Origin of the sequence: Enemella evansiae (genome assembly GCF_002250705.1) — a bacterium.
GTDB classification, from domain to species: Bacteria; Actinomycetota; Actinomycetes; order Propionibacteriales; family Propionibacteriaceae; genus Enemella; species Enemella evansiae.
The window spans coordinates 1-19,270 of record NZ_NMVP01000009.1 but is presented as its reverse complement, the minus strand read 5'-3'; the positions used below and the strand labels follow the sequence as shown (position 1 = coordinate 19,270).

Genomic DNA, 19,270 nt, shown 5'->3' with positions numbered 1-19,270 from the left:
CACCGCCAGCACCGCCCAAACCGCGCCTGACCCGCGCCCGCGGGCGCGTGATCCGCAACACATCGGGGCCCCGATTCGGGCCCCAGGAGGCCCCGTTCCGGGCAACGATCCGATTCCAACGCCACCATGGCGGTGATGCCGGGATGACGAGGCCGCAAACTCTGGCAATAATGACCCCGTGGCTACTTCTTCCGAGACGACCCCCCACGCCGGTTCCACAGACCTGCCCACCGGTGCGTTGCAACCGATCGCCCGTTCGCGGCTGACCGGGGTCAAGGGGCGCCCGGACATGGTCGCCGTCGGCACCATGGTCTGGCTCGCCTCGGAGCTGATGTTCTTCGCCGCGCTGTTCGCGGCGTACTTCACCGTCCGCTCGGTGACCAACAACACCACCGCCGGTGATCCGAACGGCACCCTGTGGCAGCAGGGCTCGAGCATGCTCAACGTGACCTTCGCGCTGATCAACACGATCATCCTGGTGCTGTCCTCGGTCACCTGCCAGATGGGTGTCTTCGCCGCCGAGCACGGCAACGTGAAGAAGCTGCGCTTCTGGTACATCCTCACCTTCATCATGGGCTCGATCTTCATCGGCGGTCAGGTCTACGAGTACGCCCAGCTGTGGCACGAGGGCCTGACCATGCAGTCCAACGTCTACGGCTCGCTGTTCTTCCTGGCGACCGGCTTCCACGGCCTGCACGTGACCGGTGGCCTGATCGCATTCATCTACGTGCTGGGGCGTACCTATCTGGCCCGCCGCTTCACCCACGAGCAGGCAGTCTCGGCGGTCGCGGTCTCCTACTACTGGCACTTCGTCGACGTGGTGTGGATCATCCTGTTCTCCGTCATCTACTTCCTGAGATGATGACCGCTCGATGACCACGCCGACCGCCATCGTCAACCTCCAACGAAGGGACGTCCCCCAGTGAGATTCCTGTCAGCCAAGCGACGGCACAAGGCAGCACGGCCGCTGCTGCTCGTTCTGGCGCTGTTCCTCATGGGTGTCGTGTACGCCGGGTTCGCGCCCGCCGGCAAGTCCAACGCCGACACGACCATGACCCAGCAGGTCAAGGAGGGCCAGGCGCTGTTCGCCGTCGGCTGTTCCTCCTGCCACGGTCTGCAGGGCGAGGGCGGTTCGCAGGGTCCGTCGCTGGTCGGCGTCGGTGCCGCCGCGGTCGACTTCCAGGTCAGCACCGGCCGGATGCCGATGGCGCACCCGGGTGAGCAGGCACCGCGCAAGCCCAACAGCTACACCCCCGAGGACACCGAGAAGCTGGCCGCCTATGTCGCCAGCCTGGGCCCCGGCCCGGCCATCCCCACCGATGCGCAGTACAACCCCTCCGGGCTGACCGAGGAGCAGATCGCCAAGGGCGGTGAGCTCTTCCGCACCAACTGCTCCGCCTGCCACAACTTCGCCGGTCTGGGCGGTGCGCTGCCCGACGGCCGCTACGCCCCGGAGCTGCAGGGCGTACCGGAGAAGCAGATCTACGAGGCGCTGCGTACCGGCCCCCAGCAGATGCCGGTGTTCTCCTCCCAGACGCTGTCCGATGACGACGTCCGCGCCATCATCGGCTACCTCAAGGAGCTCGAGGAGCAGCCGAACCGCGGTGGCCTGAACTTCGGCGGCATCGGCCCGGTGGCCGAGGGCTTCTGGGCCTGGGTCGTCGGTATCGGCGGGCTGATCGGCTTCGCCGTCTGGATCGCTTCGAAGGGAGCGCGCGCCAAGTGAGCGACAACACCAACAACCTCCCCGACGGCGCCAGGCGTCCCGAGCCGGGTGCCGGGGAGCACGACGGCGTCGTCGCCACCCGTCCGGAGCCGGACGAGAACGGCATCGTCGCCGAGTCGATGGTCGACGATCCGGGCATCGAACCGCACGTCGAGCGCTACAGCGACGTCGACGACAAGGCCGCCGCCCGGGCCACCCGGCAGATCGTGGCCTGCTTCGCCGCCGCCCCGGTGCTCGCGCTGGCGTTCATCGTCTTCTACTTCTGGCCCGGCCTGGACCGCTACACCATCGAGTTCGGTCTGCTCAACGCCAACGCCCAGCACGTCCTGCTCGGCCTGAGCCTGGGCCTGGCGGTGCTGTTGATCGGCATCGGCGCGGTGCAGTGGGCCCGCGAGATCATGGGCGACCACGAGATCTCCGAGGAGCGGCACGTCGCGCACTCCTCCCCCGACGACATCAAGGCCACCATGGCCGAGGTCGACAAGGGCATCGCCGAGACGGGGCTCTCCCGCCGCGCGGTGATCGGACGCTCGCTGCTGGGTGCCATCGGCCTCACCGCCCTGGCTCCGCTGGTCACGCTGGCCGATCTGGGCCCGTGGCCGACGCCGTCCCGGCTGAAGGTGACCAACGAGCGCACCCTGTGGGCCGACGGCACGCCGGCGCGGCCGATCCGGCTGGTGAACGACATCACCTACACCCCGATCAAGGCCGCCGACATGGAGATCGGCCAGCTGGTCAACGCCCAGCCGGAGAATCTGCAGGAGGCCCACGGCACCGAGAAGATCGTGGCCAAGGCCAAGGCCGCCATCATCATCGTCCGGATGGACCCGAACTCGATCAAGATCCCGGCGAGCCGGACCGATTGGCACGTCGGCGGAATCATGGCGTACTCCAAGATCTGCACCCACGTCGGGTGCCCGATCTCGCTGTGGGAGCAGCAGACCCACCACCTGCTCTGCCCCTGTCACCAGTCGACCTTCGACCTTGGTGACGGCGGCAAGGTGGTGTTCGGGCCGGCGGCCCGGGCGCTCCCCCAGCTCCGGATCACCGTCGACGACCAGGGTTATCTGGTCGCCCCCGGTGACTTCACCGTGCCTGTCGGACCGAGCTACCCCGAACGGCAGATGACCGCTGAAGACAAGGGTGAGTGATCGCTGATGGCCAAGCCCGCACAGGTCTCCGAGACCCCCACTGACGCCACCACGGCGCAGTCCCCCGACACGAAGCACCCGCTGCAGCCGCTCGCCGGCCCGGCCAAGTGGGCCGATGACCGGCTCGGTCTGGCCGCGCTCGGCAAGAAGAATCTGCGCAAGGTCTTCCCCGACCACTGGTCGTTCCTGCTCGGTGAGATCGCGCTCTACTCCTTCGTCATCCTGCTGCTCACCGGTGTCTTCCTGACGATCTGGTTCAAGCCGTCGATGGCCGAGATCGAATACGAGGGCTCCTACCAGCTGCTCAAGGGTGTCGAGATGTCGGAGGCCTTCGCCTCCACCCTCGCCCTCTCCTTCGACATCCGCGGCGGTCTGCTGATCCGCCAGATCCACCACTGGGCGGCGATGCTGTTCATCGGTGCGATGTTCGTGCACTCGCTGCGGGTGTTCTTCACCGGCGCCTTCCGCAAGCCGCGCGAGCTGAACTGGCTGATCGGCGTCGGCCTGCTGTCGATGGGCATGGTCGAGGGCTTCGCCGGCTACTCGCTGCCGGACGACCTGCTGTCCGGTACCGGCCTGCGGTTCGCCGACGGCATGATCCGCTCGGTGCCGATCATCGGCAGCTGGGCCGAGTTCTTCGTCTTCGGCGGCGAATACCCCGGCAGCCTGATCGTGCCCCGGCTCTACATGGTGCACATCCTGCTGCTGCCCGGGCTGATCCTCGGACTGATCGCCGCGCACCTGGCGCTGGTCGTCTACCACAAGCACACCCAGTACCCGGGCCCGGGCCGCAAGGAGACGAACGTCGTCGGCTACCCGCTGTTCCCGGTCTACATGGCCAAGGCCGGTGGCTTCTTCTTCATCGTCTCCGGCGTGCTGGTGCTGATGGGCGCGTTCTTCCAGATCAACCCGGTCTGGTCCTACGGCCCCTACAACCCGGCCGAGGTGACCGCCGGTTCGCAGCCCGACTGGTACATGGGCCCGGCCGAGGGTGCGGTCCGGATCATGCCGAACTGGGAGTGGCACTTCCCGAACGCCTCGGTGTTCTCCACCTGGTCGTGGAACGTCTTCATCCCCGGTGTCGGCATGCTCGGCCTGCTGTTCACCTCGATGGCGCTCTACCCGTTCATCGAGCGGTGGATCACCAAGGACGAGCGCGAGCACCACGTGCTCGAGTACCCGTGGCAGAACCCGAACCGGACCGCCTTCGGCGTCGCCGCGATCACCTGCTACCTGATGTTCCTGTTCGGTGGCGGCAACGACATCCTCGCGGTGAAGTTCAACCTGTCGCTGAACGCGGTGACCTACTTCCTGCGGGTCGCGGTCTTCCTCGCCCCGGTGATCGCCTTCATCATCACCAAGCGGATCTGCCTGGGCATCCAGCGGCAGAAGAAGGAGCGGATCCTGCACGGCTCCGAGTCCGGCCAGATGGAGCGCTCGGTCGACGGTGGCTACTCCGAGGGCCACGTGCCGATCTCGACCGATGAGGCGTACACCCTCACCTATCGCAGCGATGTGCTGCCGATCGAGCCGGGTGAGACCACCGACGACGCGGGTGTCCGCGTCAAGGGTGGGGCGAGCAAGGCGCGGGCCCGGATGCACCGCTGGTTCTTCCGCGACAACATCCGCAAGCCCAGCCGCGAGGAGTACCAGGAGGCCGTGGAGCACACCCTGCACGAGTCGAACGGTGACGGCTCGCACGAGGTGGAGTCCAGCGACCCCAAGGAGCTGGACCGCAGCGGCCAGCAGTGAGGCCGATCAGCCAGCAGTAACGCGACAGGGCCCCGGACCGATTGGTCCGGGGCCCTGTTCATTGCCGTGGGGGCGCTGCTCCGGGGTCAGGAGGCGGCGACCTGCCGGTGGTGCTGCGCCTCCTCGGCGGAGATCTGGTATTCCTCGCGGCAGAAGTTGCAGACCAGCGACCAGCGCGTGGAGACGGTGAACAGCGGGATGAAGAACAGCGTGAACTTCGACCCGTGCTTGACCAGGGTGAGCGGTTGGTTCCCGCAGCGCCGGCAGGAATACATCAGCGTGGCGACGATCTCCGCGAAACCCTTGGTACCGAACAGAATCAGCATGCGGCCCAGTTTACCGATGGGCGAAGCGGCGATGCTGGCCCGGTGTACCTAGAATGGTCCGGTGCGCTTCCTGAACAACAACACTCCGACCCACGACCTGACCTACAGCGACGTGTTCATGGTCCCGTCGCGTTCGTCGGTGGCCTCCCGCCTCGATGTGGATCTCAGCTCCACCGACGGGCTGGGCACTCCCCTGCCGCTGGTGGTGGCGAACATGACCGCGATCTCCGGGCGTCGGATGGCCGAGACCATCGCCCGCCGCGGCGGCATCGCGATCATCCCCCAGGACATCCCGACCGACATCGTCGGTGAGGCGATCGGCAAGGTGAAGCGCTCGCACACGGTCTTCGACACCCCGATCACCGTCACCCCGTCCACCACCCTCGGTGAGGCGATGAGCCTGATGCCGAAGCGGGCGCACGGGGTGGCCCTGGTCGCCGAGGGTGACCGGCACGCCGGGACGGCCTGCCCGCGCGGCATCGTCTCCCCCGCCGATGCGGTGGATGAGGACCGCTTCGCCCAGGTGCACGAGGTGATGACCGACTTCCTCAAGGTGTCCCCCGACGCCACCCCGCGGGAGATCTTCGACCTGCTGACCGCGAACCACCAGGAGGTCGCGGTGGCGGTCGACGGTGATCGACTGGTCGGCGTGATGACCCGCAAGGGTGCGCTGCGTTCGGCGCTCTACCAGCCCGCGGTCGATGCCGAGGGCCGGCTGAAGATCGGTGCCGCGGTCGGGATCAACGGCGACGTGGCCGGCAAGACCGAGGCACTGCTCGGTCACGGCGCCGATGTGCTGGTGGTGGACACCGCGCACGGTCACCAGGAGAAGATGATCGAGGCGTTGGCGATCGTGAAGAAGGTACGCGACCGGGTCGCGCCGGACGTGCGGATCGTCGCCGGCAACGTGGTGACCGCCGACGGGGTACGCGATCTGGCCGAGGCCGGCGCCGATGTGCTGAAGGTCGGTGTCGGCCCGGGCGCGATGTGCACCACCCGGATGCAGACCGGCGTCGGACGGCCGCAGTTCTCCGCGGTGCTGGAGTGCGCCGAGACGGCGGCCGGGCTGGGCCGTTCGATCTGGGCCGACGGCGGTGTCCGCCACCCCCGCGATGTGGCGCTCGCGCTGGCCGCCGGCGCCGGGTCGGTGATGATCGGGTCCTGGTTCGCCGGTACCCATGAGTCCACCGGCGACCTGCGCACCGACGCCCAGGGCCGGCGCTACAAGGAGTCCTTCGGGATGGCCTCGGCGCGCGCGGTGAAGATGCGCACCCGCGACCAGTCCGGTTTCGACCGGGCGCGGGCCGGGCTCTTCGAGGAGGGCATCTCCTCCTCCCGGATGTATCTCGACCCGGATCGACCCGGGGTGGAGGACCTGGTCGACTTCATCGTCTCCGGGGTGCGGTCCTCCTGCACCTACGCCGGCGCACGCTCGCTGCCGGAGTTCAACGAGCTCGCCACCATCGGCATCCAGTCGGTGTCGGGTTACGAGGAGGGCCGCCCGGTCAGCGCCAGCTGGAGCTGATTCGAGCGAACGGGCCCACGGCGCGCTGTCGCGGTCCTATAGTTCGCCTCATGAGCAACCCCGGCCCGCAGCAGCAGGCCATGCCACCGCAGCCGCCGTACCGCCCAGCGCCCCCGCAGGCGAACCACAAGCCGGCGCTCCGGGTGGCGAACGCCATCGCGGTGATCAAGTGGATCCTGATCGGCCTGGAGGTCATCGCCGTGCTCCTGGCGGTGGTCATCGGGGTGCTCACCCAGCTCGACGACCCTGACGACGACGGCTGGGTCCCGTTCGCCTTGAGTGCACTGGGCGGGATCATCATGACCGGCCTGACCTGGGTGCTGTTCGGCTGGTTCGAACAGGTGCTGCGCACGCTCGTCGGGATCGCGGAGAACACCCGCCGCCCCTGAAGAACCCCGCCGCGAATGATCATGGAATATTCGCACTTATATTTGAATACTTCAGTTTGATGGCCGAATATTCCATGATCATTCGTTGCGGGTGTCGATGCCGGCCTGCGGGTGGTCGATGTCGGCCCCGTCGCCGAGATCGGCGCAGGGAATGAGGCGTACGCCGTCGCCGGTGAGCAGTTCGCGGGCACCTTGGTCACCGGTCGCGACCCGGGCTGCTGCGGCCCAGTGGGCGCGGCCGAGCAGCACCGGATGCGCCGGGCCGGTGCCGTAATCGGCGCGCAGCAGCACCGTCTCGTCCTCCCCGGCCACCTCCCGCAGCCGGTGCACGATCGCCGGGTTCACCCCGGGGGTGTCCACCAGCGAGATCAGTACCGCGGTCGCGGGAATCCCTGCGAGCGCGGACAATCCGGCCCGCAGCGAGGCACCCATCCCCTCGGCCCAGTCGGGCGCGATGACGGCTGCCACCCGGTCCGGCAGCTCGGCCTGGGCCTCCTCGGCCGCGGCACCGAGCACCGCCAGCACCGGCTGGCACCCGCCGTCGAGCAGCACCTGCGCGGACCGGCGCACCCAGGGCACGCCGTCCTCGCCGCGGACCAGCGCCTTGGGTTGCCCCATCCGGCGTCCGGCCCCCGCGGCGAGCAGCAACCCGGCGATCACCGCCGGAACAGGCCCCGCAGCACCAGGAACCCGAGGAGCGCGATCAACCCCTCCCGCCAGTAATTCTTGATCAGTACCGGCAGCACCGTCGCACCGAGATCGAGAGCCTCGGAATCCTTGTCCTGGCTGGATTCCTGCTGCTTGGGGGTCTCCTGCTTGGGAGTCTCCTGCCCCTTCGACTCGGTCATACCTCCCTCGCTCAGGGAACGGGAGGGAGACTCGGTCGTTCCTCCCTCGCTCAGGGAACCGGAATCGGTGGGTGACGGGGGTGGTGAAGGCGCAGGGGACGGTGTGGACGGTGCGGGCTCTGGCTGCTCCTCCTCCGCCCCGGAGAGCTTCTTCTCCAGGCAGGCGACGAACTGGCCTAGCAGCTTGTCCGAGACGTCCTGCATCACCCCGCGGCCGAACTGGGCCGGTTTGCCGGTGACGTTCAGGTCGGTCTTCACCTGGACCCTGGTCTGCTCCTCGCCGGCCGCGGTCAGCGCGACCTTGACGGTCGCACCCGCCGTACCGTTGCCGCGCTTGTCCTTGCCCTTGGCATTGACGGTCATGGTGTGCGCGGATTCGTCGCGGTCGGCGTACTCCCCCGTCCCGGTGTAGACGAGCGCGATCGGGCCGAGCTTGATCTTCGCCGTGCCGGTGAAGGAATCGCCGTCGACGCCGGTCACCTGCGCCCCCGGGAAGCACTCCGACAGCGCCTGCGGGTCGTTGAAATGCTGCCAGGTCTCATCGATACCGGTCGGGACACTGAACTCGTGGGTCAACTCCATCAGGCGGCTCCCTTCTCCTGCTTCGTGCCATCATCGAGGCCGGCGGCCTCGAGGAGTGCCCGCCGGGTCAGCACCTTGGCCAGGTGCCGGCGATAATCCGAATCCCCGTTGAGATCCGAGGGCGGGTTGGTGCCGTCGGCTGCCTGATCGGCGGCCCGGCGTACGCTCTCGGCGGTCAGCTCACCACCGAGCGCCTCCTCGACCGCGCTGGCCCGCAGCGGCGTCGAACCCATATTGGTCAGCCCGACCGCGGCCTGCGACTTGTCCGGTGACACGGTCGCCGCGACCGCGACGATCGGCCACTGGTGCGCGATCCGGACGAACTTGAGGTATGCCGCTCCCCAGCCGGTGTGCTTCGGGATCCGGATCGCGGTGAGCAACTCGTCATCGCCGACCGCGGTCTCGAACAGGTCGGTGAAGAACTCCGCCGCCGGCACCCGCCGTTCGCCACCGGTGCCGGTGATCACCAGCTCGGCATCGAGGGCCAGGATCGGCGCGCCCAGGTCACCGGCCGGGTCGGCGTGCGCGAGCGCCCCGCCGAGGGTGCCGCGATGCCGGATCTGCGCATCGGCGACCTCCACGGCGGCCTTGTGCAGCACCAGCGCATGCTCCTTGACCAGCGGATCGGCGATCACCTCGTGGTGGGTGGTGAGCGCCCCGATGAAGATCGCGTCGCCGTCGTCGCGGATCCCGCGCAGCTCGTCGATGTGGCCGATGTCGACGACCACCTCCGGGGCGTTCAGCCGCATCCGCAGCACCGGCAGCAGGCTCTGCCCGCCGGCCAGCACCTTGGCGTCGTCACCGTGTTCGGCGAGCGCGGCCAGCGCCTCGGCGACCGAGGTCGGGGCCAGGTAGTCGAAACTCGCTGGAATCATGCCTGTGCTCCATCCTGATCGCCTGCTCCGTCATCATTGGCCCCGGCGGTCCGGTCCGCCGTGCCCTGGTCGCCGGTCGCCTCGTCGAAGTGCGGTGCGGCCGCCCCCTCGGTCTGATCGGCCCCGCCGGCGTCGACGTCGTTGATCGCCTTCCAGACCCGTTCCGGCGTACACGGCATCTGGATGTCCTTCACACCGAGGTGGCGTACCGCATCCAGCACCGCGTTCACCACCGCCGGGGTGGACGCGATCGTGCCGGCCTCACCGACGCCCTTGGCACCCATCGAGTTGGTGGTCGCCGGGGTGGTGGTGTGCTCGACGGTGAAGGAGATCGTGTCGGCCGCGGTGGGCAGCAGGTAGTCGACGAAGGACGCCGAGACCAGGGTGCCGGATTCGTCGTGCACCGCTTCCTCCCAGAGCGCCTGCGCGATCCCCTGCACCAGCCCGCCGTGCACCTGACCCTCGGCGATCATCGGGTTGATGATCACCCCGATGTCGTCGCAGCACACGTAATCCCGCATTCTCACCTGCCCGGTCTCGGTGTCCACCTCGACCGCGCACAGGTGCGTACCGTGCGGGTAGTTGAAGTTCACCGGGTCGAAGGTGGCATCCGAGTCGATGCTCGGCTCCACCCCGTCGGGCAGGTTGTGCGCGGCGAAGGTGGCCAGCGCCACCTCCGGCATCGACATCCCCTTGTCGGTGCCCTTGACGGTGAACTTCCCGCCGCTGAACTCCAGGTCGTCGGCGTTCGCCTCGAGCAGGTGCGCCGCGATCGGGCGGGCCTTCTCGATCACCTTGTCCGAGGCCCGGACCAGCGCCTCACCGCCGACCACCAGCGACCGGGAACCGTAGGTGTCCAGGCCCTTGTGGGCGATCGCGGTGTCACCGTGCAGGATCTCGACGTCTTCGAAGGGTACGCCGAGCCGGTCGGCGACGATCTGGGAGAACGCCGTCTCATGCCCCTGGCCGTGCGCGCTCGCACCGGTGGTGACCTCGACCTTGCCGGTCGGCAGCATCCGCACCGAGGCGTACTCCCAACCACCCGCGCCGTAGTCGAGCGAACCGAGCACCCGCGAGGGCGCCAGTCCGCACATCTCGGTGAAGGTGGACACCCCGATGCCGAGCTGCACCGGATCGCCGGAATCCCTGCGCTGCTTCTGTTCGGCGCGCAGTGCGTCGTAGTCGAAGGACTCCTTCGCCTTGGCGGTGGCGGCCTCGTAGTTGCCGGAGTCGTATTCCAGTCCGGCGACGGTGGTGAACGGGAATTCGGAGTGGGTGATCCAGTTGCGTTCCCGGACCGCCAGCGGATCCTCACCGAGTTCGGCGGCCAGCTCGTCCATCATCCGTTCGATGCCGAAGGTGGCCTCGGGCCGGCCGGCACCCCGGTAGGCGTCGGTCCAGGTCTTGTTGGTGAGCACGGTCTGGCAGTTGAACTGGTAGGCCGGGAATTTGTAGATGGCGTTGAACATGAACGCACCCAGCACCGGTACGCCGCCACCGACCAGCGAGACATAGGCGCCGAGGTCGGCGAGCAGTTCGACCTTGAGGCCGGTGACCTTTCCCTCCTTGGTGGCCGCCAGGGTCAGCTTCTGCCACTGGTCGCGGCCGTGGTGGGCGGCCATCAGCGATTCGGAGCGGGTCTCGGTGTACTTGATCGGCTTGTTCAGCCGCCGAGCCAGCACCATCGCGATGAACTCCTCCGGCGTGGTCTGCAGCTTGCCGCCGAAGCCGCCGCCGACGTCGGGCGCGATCACCCGCACCTTCGATTCCGGTACGCCGAGCACCGCGGCGAGCAGGAAGCGCAGGATGTGCGGGATCTGGGTGGCCGACCACATGGTGATCTGCTCACCGGTCGGGTCGACGAGCACCGACCGGGGCTCCATGAACGCCGGGATCAGCCGCTGCTGGCGGAACTCGCGCTCCAGCACGATGCCGTCGGCCCGGGCCTTCTCGATGGCCTCGTCGACGTTCCCGCCGGTACCGGCCTCGGCCGAGTCGAACTTCCAGAACGCGCTCTTGTTGGTGCCCAGGTCCGGGTGCGCCAACACCGTGTCCTCGGCGGATTCCTTGAGGTCGAGGGCGGCCGGCAGTTCCTCGTAGTCGACATCGACGAGCTCGGCCGCATCCCGCGCGTCGGCGGGCGTACGCGCCACGACGACGGCCACGATCTCGCCGGCGAAGGCGACCCGGTCGACGGCCACCGGCGGGTGATCCGGCGTCACCTGGTCGGGGGTGATCGGCCAGGCGTTGGGCAGCGCACCCTGCTCCTCGGCGACGTCGGAGCCGGTGATCACGGTGACCACATTGGGCGCCGCTTTCGCTTCCTCGGTGTTGATGTTGGTGATCTTCGCGTGCGCGAACGGGCTGCGCACCATCGCCAGATGCAGCATCCCCGGTACCGACAGGTTGTCGGTCCAGCGGGTCCGCCCGGTGATCAGCCGCGCGTCCTCCTTGCGGCGCCGCTCCCGGCCGATCTCCGGCTTCTGCTCGGTGTTCTCCTGTGCGCCCTCGGGGGCCTGGGGGTCGGTGTCGACGCTCATCGTGCTCCCTCCCGCTGCCCGCTGGCGTACTGCACCGAACGGACGATGTTGTGGTAGCCGGTGCACCGGCAGAGGTTGCCCTCCATGCCCAGGCGGATCTCTTCCTCGCTGGGGCTGGGGTTCTCGTTCAGCAGGTCGACCGCCTGCATGATCATCCCCGGCGTACAGAATCCGCACTGCAGGCCGTGGCATTCACGGAACGCCTCCTGGACCGGATGCAGCTCGCCGTCCGCGGTGGCCGCCAGGCCCTCGATGGTGGTCACCTCGCCGCCGTCGGCCTGCACCGCGAGGACGTTGCAGGACTTCACCGAGCGGCCGTTCAGGTGCACGGTGCAGGCGCCGCAGTTGGAGGTGTCGCAGCCGATCACCGTCCCGGTGCGACCGAGCTTCTCGCGCAGATACTGCACCAGCAGCATGCGTGGTTCGACATCGTCGGAGACCTTCGCCCCATCGACGGTGAGGGTGATCCTGGTCATGCAACCTCCTGGGCACCTTTGCCGGGCACGTGATCCCGGTCACGTATGCACCGACCCTAGTCAGCGCGGGGAGGCCGGGGCAAGCGCTGTCGCCAGCCCGTGGGCGAGACCCCGTGCCGGAGCCGGAACCGGGTGCTGAAATACAGCGGATCGGCGTACCCCACCTGTGCCGCGATCACGCCGACCGGCAGCTCGGTGCTCTGCAGCAGCAATCGGGCCCGTTCCATCCGGCGGGACTCGACGTGCGCCATCACCGTGCCGCCGAGCTGGTCGGCGAACAGATGCTGCAGGCGCGAGGGTGAGAGCCCGGCGACCGCGGCGAGTTCGGGTACGCCGAGTGGCTCGGCCAGGTGGGTGTGCAGGTGTTCCAGCACCTGCCAGAGCCGGGGGTCGACCTGCTCGGCCCGCGGGTTGCGGGTGTCACACCACAGCAGCGCTCGCTCCAGCGCGTTCCGAGCCAGGGCTCCGGAGTGCCGGCCCGGGGAGGGCAGCAGCATGCTCGCCTCCTCCAGCGCGGCGGCGACCCGGTCGGCGATCCGCCGGTCCAGCACCAATCGGCTCACCCCGGACTGTTCGGCGGGCCAGTCGAGCAGCGCGTCGAGGGTGTCGCCGGCGGGCAGGTGGGCGTACCAGAATCCCCAGCGGCCGGCCGCGGGATCGGTGCCGTAGTCCTGCGGGTGGGCCCGGTCGAGGTGGACGATCGCGCCGGGTGGCACGGGTACGGCGCCGGCGGCGGTACGGATCAGGCCGGCGCCGTCGCGGGTGAGCAGCAGCAGGTGGTCGTCGCGTCCGGCGAGCCGGCGGACCCGGTAGCCGGTGGCCTGGGACATCCAGCCGACGAGGGTCCCGGCGGCCGGTTCGAATTCGGTGACGAGGGCGCTCACAGCAGGATCTTCCATGCAGACAGCTCTTGAATCAATGGTGAGCATGGATTCTGCGAACCAGGCTTGGAGCATGTCACATGCACTGCGGGAGCAACTGGTGTCGGAGTTCGACCGGGAGGGGGTGGTCCAGGTCGCGGGCCTGCTGACCCCGGCCGAGGCGGTGGAGATCGGTACGCGGTTCACCGATCGGATCGAGGCCGACACCGCGCTGGGGCACGACGACCACGTGTCCGCCGACGATGTGCTGCACCGATATCCGCGGATCGTCCATCCGCATCGCGAGGATTCGTCCGACGGCGCCCGGGTCCGGGACCTGATGCTCGACGAGCGGGTGCAGTCGGTGGTCACCGGACTGATCGGGCCGGCCTGGGGTGCGCAGTCGATGTTCTACTTCAAGCCGCCGGGTGCGCGCGGGCAGGCGCTGCACCAGGACAACCACTTCCTGCGCGCCCATCCGGAGACCTGCCTGGCCGTCTGGATCGCGATCGATGACTGCGCGGCCGAGAACGGTTCGCTGCGGGTGGTGCCCGGGTCCCATCGCCAGCCGCTGCTCTGCCCCGAGCCCGCCGACACCGAGGCGTCGTTCACCAACGACCAGGTGCCGGTGCCCGCCGGCGTGCCGATCCGGACCACCTCGATGGCGGCCGGTGACGCGCTGGTCTTCCACGGCAGCCTGGTGCACGGGTCGCTGCCCAACCGCACCGCCGACCGGTTCCGGCGCGCGCTGATCTTCCACTTCGTGCCGCAGGCCTCGGTGCAGGTGGCGTCGTTCTATCAACCCCTGCTCGCCCCGGACGGCTCGGCGGTGCGGATCGGCGAGTCCGCGATGGGCGGCCCCTGCGGTACGGGGTGGGTCTAGTGATGGATGCGGCCGGCGAGCTCACTGAGCGGGTCGCCGCTCCCGCCCCACTGCCGGGCGATGATCTCGGCGGCGATGGAGACGGCGGTCTCCTCCGGCGTACGCGCCCCGAGGTCCAGTCCGATCGGTGAGGAGAGCCGCTCGAGTTCGGCATCGGTGAGCCCGGCCTCGCGGAGCCGGGCCAGCCGGTCGTCGTGGGTACGCCGCGAGCCCATCGCGCCGACGTAGGCGACCTGGGGCAGCCGCAGCGCGACCTCGAGCAGCGGTACGTCGAACTTGGGGTCGTGGGTGAGCACGCAGATCACCGTGCGGGCGTCGATCCTGCCGGCCTCCAGTTCGCCGCGCAGGTAGCGGTGCGGCCACTTCACCACCACCTCGTCGGCGTGCGGGAAGCGGCTGGCGGTGGCGAAGATCGGCCGGGCGTCGCAGACGGTGACCTTGTAGCCCAGGAAGGAACCGACCCGGGCGACCGCGGCGGCGAAGTCGATGGCGCCGAAGACCAGCATCCGCGGCGGCGGCGCGAAGGCCCAGACGAAGACCCGCATCCCCTCGCCGCGGCGCTCCCCGTCGGGCCCGTATTCGAGGGTGGCGTGGTGCCCGGCGGCGAGCAGCCCGGCCGCGTCGTCGCGGATCGCGTCGGTGGCCCGCTGACTGACCAGCACCTCCGTCGGCGCGGGACGATCCGGCCGGATCACCATCCGCCGCCCCAGCCACTGCGGGTCCGGGTGCGCCACCACCGTGGCCACCGCGATCGGCGTACCCTCCTCGATCGCCGCCGCGACCTCACCGAGCTCGGGGAAGGTCTCGGTGTTCACCTGCTCGACCCACACGTCGAGGATGCCGCCGCAGGTCAGCCCGACGCCCATCGCGACATCGTCGGAGACGCCGTAACGCTCCAGCTGGGGCGTACCGGTGCCGCGGATCTCCTCGCCGAGGGTGTGCACGGCCCCCTCGACACAGCCGCCGGAGACCGAGCCGACGGCCTCCCCGGCGGGGCCGACGATCATCGAGGCGCCGGGCGGGCGGGGCGCGGAGCGGAAGGTCGCGACCACGGTGCCGAGGGCGACGGTCTCGCCGGATTCCCACCACTGCAGCAATTCTGGGAGCACCTCACGCATCGGCGATCACCTCCGCCAGTTCGGTGTACGCCGCCAGCGAGTGCCCGGCGACGAACGCATCCAGGTGTGGCAGCACCGCCACGATCCCCGACTGTACGGGCTGGTACCCAACCCGGCCACGATGCGGATTGGCCCAGATCAACCGATGCGCGAGCCGGTGCAGCTGCTCGACCTGTTCGCCGAGCAGTGCCGGATCGCCGCGTTCCCAGCCATCGGAGACGATCACCACGACCGCCCCGCGAGCCAGGCCGCGGCGACCCCAGCGCTCGGTGAACGCGCGCAGCGTCTCCCCGAGCCGGGTGCCGCCGGAGAAGTCGGGGACGGTGCGGGCGGCCGCGCGCAGCGCCTCGTCGGCGTCACGATGCCCCAGTGCGCGGGTCAGCCGGGTGAGCCGGGTGCCGAGGGTGAACACCTCGACCGGGTGGCGGCCGTGGGTGCTGTCGGCGACCTGCAGATAGCGGTGCGCGAGCCGGAGCAGCACCTCGGCGTAGGGCTCCATCGACCCGGAGATGTCGAGCAGCAGCACCACCGGGCGGGGCCGGTGACCGCGGCGGCGGTGCGCGATCCGAGCGGGTTCACCCCAGTGCCGCAACGAGGCCCGGAGGGTACGCCGGGCATCGACCCGGCCGCGATGGGCCGGGGTGGCGCGGCTGGCGCGGCGGGTCGGTAGGCGGAGCGGCAGCGCGGCGAGCAGGCGTTCCAGGATCTGGCGCTCGGCGGGGGTGAGTTCGCCGACATCGCGCTGGCGGAGCAGTTCGAGTTCGCTGGCGGCGGCGCGGACCACGTCGTCGGTGTCCTGCTCAATGCCCTGGCCGTCGGCGCGGTCGTCGGTGGGTGGCAGGGTACGCAGGGTGGCCGGCTGGGGCGGGGCGCCCGGGCCGGGTTGCTGGTCGTGGCCAGCGCCGAACCAGGCGTCGAAGACCTGATCGTGGCGGTGCAGGTCGTCGGGATGGCCGCACAGGGTGGCGCGGCCGGCCGCGCGGACCCGTTCCGGTTCGGCCAGGTCGACCAGGCTGGTGGCGCGCAGGAAGTTCTCGGTCCGGTCCGGTCCGGCGGGTACGCCGGCGGCGCGGATCGCGGTGACGAAGCCGAGCAGGATCTCCTCGGGTGGGTGGGCGGTCATGGCGTCAGCAGCCGGTCCAGGGCCTGGCGGACCCGCTGGGAATCCTCGCGATACTTGACGATCGCGCCGAGGCTGGCGGCGGCGCGGGGCAGGTCGAGTTCGGTCGCGCCGAGGCGGTGCAGGGCGCGCGCCCAGTCCAGCGATTCGGCGACCCCTGGCGGTTTGACCAGGCCCTCGGTGGCGCGCAGTTGCTGCACCACGGTGACCACCTGTTCGGCGAGCAGGGGTGGGACGTCGGGGAGCCTGGTACGCAGGATTTCCAGCTCTGCCTGGAAATCCGGGTGATCGACCCAGTGATAGAGGCAGCGTCGTTTGAGGGCGTCGTGCAGCTCGCGGGTGCGGTTGGAGGTGAGCACGGTCAGCGGTGGCGTCTCGGTGCCGATGGTGCCGACCTCGGGGATGCTGACCCGCCACTCGGAGAGCACCTCCAGCAGGAAGGCCTCGAACTCGTCGTCGGCGCGGTCGATCTCGTCGATCAGCAGCACCGACGGGCGGCGGAGGGCGGCCAGGATCGGGCGTTCCAGCAGGAATCGGTCGGCATAGAGGGAGTCCTCGGCGGCGTCGGCGTCGACCGCGCCGGCGGCTTCGAGGGCGCGCAGGTGCAGGATCTGCCGCGGGAAGTCCCAGTCGAAGAGCGCCTGCGCGGCATCGATGCCCTCGTAGCACTGCAACCGGACCAATGGGAGCCCGACGCTGTCGGCGAGCGCTTGCGCGAGCGCAGTCTTTCCGGTGCCCGGTTCACCCTCCAGCAGCAGTGGCCGCTGCATCCCGGCGGCGAGGAAGACCGTGGTGGCCAGCGCATCACCGGCCAGATAACCGGTACCGGCGAGGGTCTCGCGGACCCTGTCGGGCGTACCGAGGGTGTCGGCGTACGCCGAGACGTCGTCGTCCATGCCCGCCACCCTAGGAGATACCCCACGCTCATCGAGCAATCGGCCATGCGCGGCACCCCCCCCCACGTCCATCGAGCAGGCCGCGCAGCGAGGCCTCCACCCGTTCATCGAGTAGGTCGCGCAGCGACCGTGTCGAGATGAACCCCGTACGCCCCTGCGCCCTCACGTTCATCGAGTAGGTCGCGCGGCGACCGTGTCGAGATGAACCCCGTACGCCCCTGCGCCCTCACGTTCATCGAGTAGGTCGCGCAGCGACCGTGTCGAGATGAACCCGAAAAAATCTCCCCAAACCTCTTGAGTTATTCGAACACTATGACTAATGTTGGGCGTAGCAGTTGAGGAGGTGACCAAAGATGACCACCAACCCACGAGCCGAAGTGTTCGCAGCGATCCGCGCCGAAAGCGACACCATCGCCCAGGCCGAAGCACACCGGCTGGTTGCGATCGCCGCCGCCTGCGACACCTACTCCGGGTTGAACACCCACACCGACGAGTTGACCGCCCGCGTGCTCCACGGGGAGCAGCTCGTGTTCCCCGGTGCGGACGGTACGCCCGGCATCACCGAGTTCTTCCACCTCGAGTTGGCGATGTCATTGGGGTGTTCGCCCGAGACCGCGCAGGTCTGGACCGCCGACGTGCTGAATCTGCGGCATCGGCATCCGATCCTGTGGCAGGCCACCTTGGACTGCGACATCCCCGTCTGGGTCGCCCGCGACATCACCCGCGCCGCCTTGCACCTGAACTTCACCCAGGCCCGCGAGTTCGACTCCCTGTGGTCACTCCGGCTGGTCAACCTCACGCCGAAACGAGCGGTGGCGACGACCGAGGCCCAGGTCGCGTTGATTCTCAACGACGACATAGAAGCCGAACGCCAGGCCGCCAAGAAGCAACGCCGCGTCGAGTTCCAGTCGTCCTCGATAGCAGGGATCACGAACCTGTTCGCATCGATGGACGCTTGTGATGCGCACCAGCTCAACGGCACCCTCGACCGCCTGGCCGATGTCTTGAAAGCCGGCGGCTCCACCGCCGGCCGTGACGAACTCCGCGCCGAAGCCCTGGGGCATCTGGCGCATCCCGACCGGGCGCGGCAACTGCTGCAGCCCTCCCTGTTCGACGGCGCGATCGTCACCCCGCAAGGGGATGTGGTCAACAACAACGGCGAAGTCGTCACAACGACAAGCGAGAGGTGCCGGCACGGTGCCGAGCTGATCCTTCACATGACCTCCCGCGACCTCGCGAATGGCCGTGGTGGTGAAGGCGACACCCTCGGACCGGTCACCCTCCAGCACTTGAAGGAACTGCTGGAACACTGTTCTGGCACCGTGCGGGTGCGGCCGGTGATCGACCTGGCCGCCCCGGTCATGGTGAACACCTACCGACCCAGCGACGAATTGGCGCAGCGGGTGAAGCTCCGCGACCGGTATGTGATGTTCCCCCGCTCGAATCGCAGTGCGTTCGGCCGCGGGATCGACCTGGACCACACCATTCCCGCCCCCGAGGGGCCGACCAGTTCGGACAACCTGGGGCCGTTGAGCCGGGCCTCGCATCGGGCACGAACCCACGCCGGATTCCGGGTCGAGCAACCCTCCCCGGGGGTGTTCCACTGGAAAACACCGGCAGGGCAGGAAGCCTGGGTCAGCCGCCACGGGACCTGGGACCATCCACCGCCCGATCACCTGATCAACGACCCGGCCGCCTCCCTGTCCCGGACCGAACAGCTGCTTCGCGACACTCTGTGCAACGGTCAATCCCAGTTGGAGAAGGAACAGGCCGAAGCCGAACAAGCCGCCGACGAAGCTCGCGAACGCGAGCGACTCCGCCGTGCCCGCAAGAACCAACGCCTCCGAGACCTACGCCAAGCTGCCCGCGACCAGGCCGACGCGGCGACACAGAAGAGGGCGAAGAAGGAGACGAAGAAGCCGGCTCCGCCGGAGTCCCAGCCTGCCCTGATTCCCAACCCGGGCTAGGTTTCTGCACGCTCATCGAGTAGCTCGGCATGCGCAGCGAAGCGGAGCAGTGCCGAGCGACGGTCCTATAGATCGTCAAGTGGTCATGAGGTCGGTTTTGAGGTTTCGGTAGATGGTGCGGGCGAGGTGGCGTTTGAGGCATCGGATGGTTTCGGCGCGGGTCTTGTGTTCGCTGGTGCGTCGGTGGAAGTAGGCCTGGGTGTCGGGGTCGCGGCGCAGCCGGCCGATGATGACCA

General features: G+C 69.0%; 18 protein-coding genes. 8 read left to right on the top strand and 10 right to left on the bottom strand.

Features of this window, described 5'->3' with window-relative positions:
* Positions 1-178 precede the first annotated feature (178 nt).
* The 4 genes from ctaE (at position 179) to qcrB (ending at position 4,629) form a co-directional block, all read left to right on the top strand.
* Positions 179-862: an aa3-type cytochrome oxidase subunit III gene (gene ctaE, locus BI335_RS07740; RefSeq protein ID WP_458859440.1), complete on the top strand. Its 684-nt coding sequence runs from the start codon at positions 179-181 to the stop codon at positions 860-862.
* 60 nt (positions 863-922) lie between these two features.
* On the top strand, positions 923-1,726 hold the full coding sequence (qcrC, locus tag BI335_RS07735) for a cytochrome bc1 complex diheme cytochrome c subunit (protein WP_094356510.1): 804 nt from the start codon (positions 923-925) through the stop codon (positions 1,724-1,726).
* 119 nt (positions 1,727-1,845) lie between these two features.
* Complete coding sequence (qcrA, locus tag BI335_RS07730) at positions 1,846-2,877, top strand: cytochrome bc1 complex Rieske iron-sulfur subunit (protein WP_094403520.1); 1,032 nt, start codon at positions 1,846-1,848, stop codon at positions 2,875-2,877.
* A 6-nt stretch (positions 2,878-2,883) separates the two neighbouring features.
* Positions 2,884-4,629, top strand: a complete 1,746-nt coding sequence (gene qcrB / locus BI335_RS07725; protein WP_094356509.1) for a cytochrome bc1 complex cytochrome b subunit — start codon at positions 2,884-2,886, stop codon at positions 4,627-4,629.
* Between the two features lie 86 nt (positions 4,630-4,715).
* On the opposite strand, the gene BI335_RS07720 is transcribed toward qcrB, so the two are convergent.
* Entirely contained in the window at positions 4,716-4,955 is a 240-nt protein-coding gene (locus BI335_RS07720) for a zinc-ribbon domain-containing protein (protein ID WP_094356508.1), read from the bottom strand.
* Between the two features lie 61 nt (positions 4,956-5,016).
* Here BI335_RS07720 and BI335_RS07715 point away from each other — a divergent pair, with 61 nt between their 5' ends.
* The gene (locus BI335_RS07715) at positions 5,017-6,480 is read left to right on the top strand and encodes a GuaB1 family IMP dehydrogenase-related protein (RefSeq protein WP_094430098.1); all 1,464 of its coding nucleotides are present in this window, start codon (positions 5,017-5,019) and stop codon (positions 6,478-6,480) included.
* Positions 6,481-6,530: 50 nt separating this feature from the next.
* Complete coding sequence (locus tag BI335_RS07710; protein WP_094403425.1) at positions 6,531-6,869, top strand: hypothetical protein; 339 nt, start codon at positions 6,531-6,533, stop codon at positions 6,867-6,869.
* Positions 6,870-6,947: 78 nt separating this feature from the next.
* On the opposite strand, the gene BI335_RS07705 is transcribed toward BI335_RS07710, so the two are convergent.
* The 6 genes from BI335_RS07705 to BI335_RS07680 are packed head-to-tail and all read right to left on the bottom strand — an operon-like array spanning position 6,948 to position 13,074.
* Positions 6,948-7,529, bottom strand: a complete 582-nt coding sequence (locus BI335_RS07705; protein WP_094430097.1) for a nucleotidyltransferase family protein — start codon at positions 7,527-7,529, stop codon at positions 6,948-6,950.
* Positions 7,526-8,299, bottom strand: coding sequence for an SRPBCC family protein (locus tag BI335_RS07700; protein ID WP_094430096.1), 774 nt, complete (start codon positions 8,297-8,299; stop codon positions 7,526-7,528). Before BI335_RS07700 ends, BI335_RS07705 begins: the two co-directional genes overlap by 4 nt.
* Complete coding sequence (locus BI335_RS07695; RefSeq protein WP_094430095.1) at positions 8,299-9,174, bottom strand: FAD binding domain-containing protein; 876 nt, start codon at positions 9,172-9,174, stop codon at positions 8,299-8,301. The genes BI335_RS07700 and BI335_RS07695 overlap by 1 nt, the downstream gene beginning before the upstream one ends.
* Entirely contained in the window at positions 9,171-11,714 is a 2,544-nt protein-coding gene (locus BI335_RS07690) for a xanthine dehydrogenase family protein molybdopterin-binding subunit (protein ID WP_094430094.1), read from the bottom strand. Before BI335_RS07690 ends, BI335_RS07695 begins: the two co-directional genes overlap by 4 nt.
* Positions 11,711-12,190, bottom strand: a complete 480-nt coding sequence (locus BI335_RS07685) for a (2Fe-2S)-binding protein (RefSeq protein ID WP_094403422.1) — start codon at positions 12,188-12,190, stop codon at positions 11,711-11,713. Before BI335_RS07685 ends, BI335_RS07690 begins: the two co-directional genes overlap by 4 nt.
* 56 nt (positions 12,191-12,246) lie before the next feature.
* On the bottom strand, positions 12,247-13,074 hold the full coding sequence (locus tag BI335_RS07680; protein ID WP_094430093.1) for a helix-turn-helix domain-containing protein: 828 nt from the start codon (positions 13,072-13,074) through the stop codon (positions 12,247-12,249).
* A 70-nt stretch (positions 13,075-13,144) separates the two neighbouring features.
* Between BI335_RS07680 and BI335_RS07675 the strand changes: the two genes are divergently transcribed.
* The gene (locus tag BI335_RS07675; RefSeq protein WP_208109144.1) at positions 13,145-13,933 is read left to right on the top strand and encodes a phytanoyl-CoA dioxygenase family protein; all 789 of its coding nucleotides are present in this window, start codon (positions 13,145-13,147) and stop codon (positions 13,931-13,933) included.
* Here BI335_RS07675 and BI335_RS07670 read toward each other — a convergent pair.
* From BI335_RS07670 to BI335_RS07660, 3 genes are read right to left on the bottom strand one after another with little or no spacing between them, the layout of a single operon-like run.
* Positions 13,930-15,051, bottom strand: a complete 1,122-nt coding sequence (locus tag BI335_RS07670; RefSeq protein ID WP_094430091.1) for an XdhC family protein — start codon at positions 15,049-15,051, stop codon at positions 13,930-13,932. The two genes, BI335_RS07675 and BI335_RS07670, sit on opposite strands and share 4 nt — an antisense overlap.
* On the bottom strand, positions 15,044-16,174 hold the full coding sequence (locus BI335_RS07665; RefSeq protein ID WP_094430090.1) for a vWA domain-containing protein: 1,131 nt from the start codon (positions 16,172-16,174) through the stop codon (positions 15,044-15,046). The genes BI335_RS07670 and BI335_RS07665 overlap by 8 nt, the downstream gene beginning before the upstream one ends.
* On the bottom strand, positions 16,171-17,067 hold the full coding sequence (locus BI335_RS07660; protein ID WP_133625823.1) for an AAA family ATPase: 897 nt from the start codon (positions 17,065-17,067) through the stop codon (positions 16,171-16,173). Before BI335_RS07660 ends, BI335_RS07665 begins: the two co-directional genes overlap by 4 nt.
* Before the next feature lie 353 nt (positions 17,068-17,420).
* On the opposite strand from BI335_RS07660, the gene BI335_RS07655 reads away from it, so the two are divergent.
* Positions 17,421-19,034, top strand: coding sequence for a hypothetical protein (locus tag BI335_RS07655; protein WP_094430088.1), 1,614 nt, complete (start codon positions 17,421-17,423; stop codon positions 19,032-19,034).
* Positions 19,035-19,270 lie beyond the last annotated feature (236 nt).

Excerpts from the sequence above, each read along its gene's own strand:
- qcrA (WP_094403520.1), top strand. The coding sequence starts at position 1,846 with ATGGTCGACGATCCGGGCATCGAACCGCACGTCGAGCGCTACAGCGAC.
- qcrB (WP_094356509.1), top strand. The coding sequence starts at position 2,884 with ATGGCCAAGCCCGCACAGGTCTCCGAGACCCCCACTGACGCCACCACG.
- BI335_RS07720 (WP_094356508.1), bottom strand. The coding sequence starts at position 4,955 with ATGCTGATTCTGTTCGGTACCAAGGGTTTCGCGGAGATCGTCGCCACG.
- BI335_RS07710 (WP_094403425.1), top strand. The coding sequence starts at position 6,531 with ATGAGCAACCCCGGCCCGCAGCAGCAGGCCATGCCACCGCAGCCGCCG.
- BI335_RS07700 (WP_094430096.1), bottom strand. The coding sequence starts at position 8,299 with ATGGAGTTGACCCACGAGTTCAGTGTCCCGACCGGTATCGATGAGACC.
- BI335_RS07695 (WP_094430095.1), bottom strand. The coding sequence starts at position 9,174 with ATGATTCCAGCGAGTTTCGACTACCTGGCCCCGACCTCGGTCGCCGAG.
- BI335_RS07690 (WP_094430094.1), bottom strand. The coding sequence starts at position 11,714 with ATGAGCGTCGACACCGACCCCCAGGCCCCCGAGGGCGCACAGGAGAAC.
- BI335_RS07685 (WP_094403422.1), bottom strand. The coding sequence starts at position 12,190 with ATGACCAGGATCACCCTCACCGTCGATGGGGCGAAGGTCTCCGACGAT.
- BI335_RS07675 (WP_208109144.1), top strand. The coding sequence starts at position 13,145 with ATGTCACATGCACTGCGGGAGCAACTGGTGTCGGAGTTCGACCGGGAG.
- BI335_RS07670 (WP_094430091.1), bottom strand. The coding sequence starts at position 15,051 with ATGCGTGAGGTGCTCCCAGAATTGCTGCAGTGGTGGGAATCCGGCGAG.
- BI335_RS07665 (WP_094430090.1), bottom strand. The coding sequence starts at position 16,174 with ATGACCGCCCACCCACCCGAGGAGATCCTGCTCGGCTTCGTCACCGCG.
- BI335_RS07660 (WP_133625823.1), bottom strand. The coding sequence starts at position 17,067 with ATGGACGACGACGTCTCGGCGTACGCCGACACCCTCGGTACGCCCGAC.
- BI335_RS07655 (WP_094430088.1), top strand. The coding sequence starts at position 17,421 with ATGACCACCAACCCACGAGCCGAAGTGTTCGCAGCGATCCGCGCCGAA.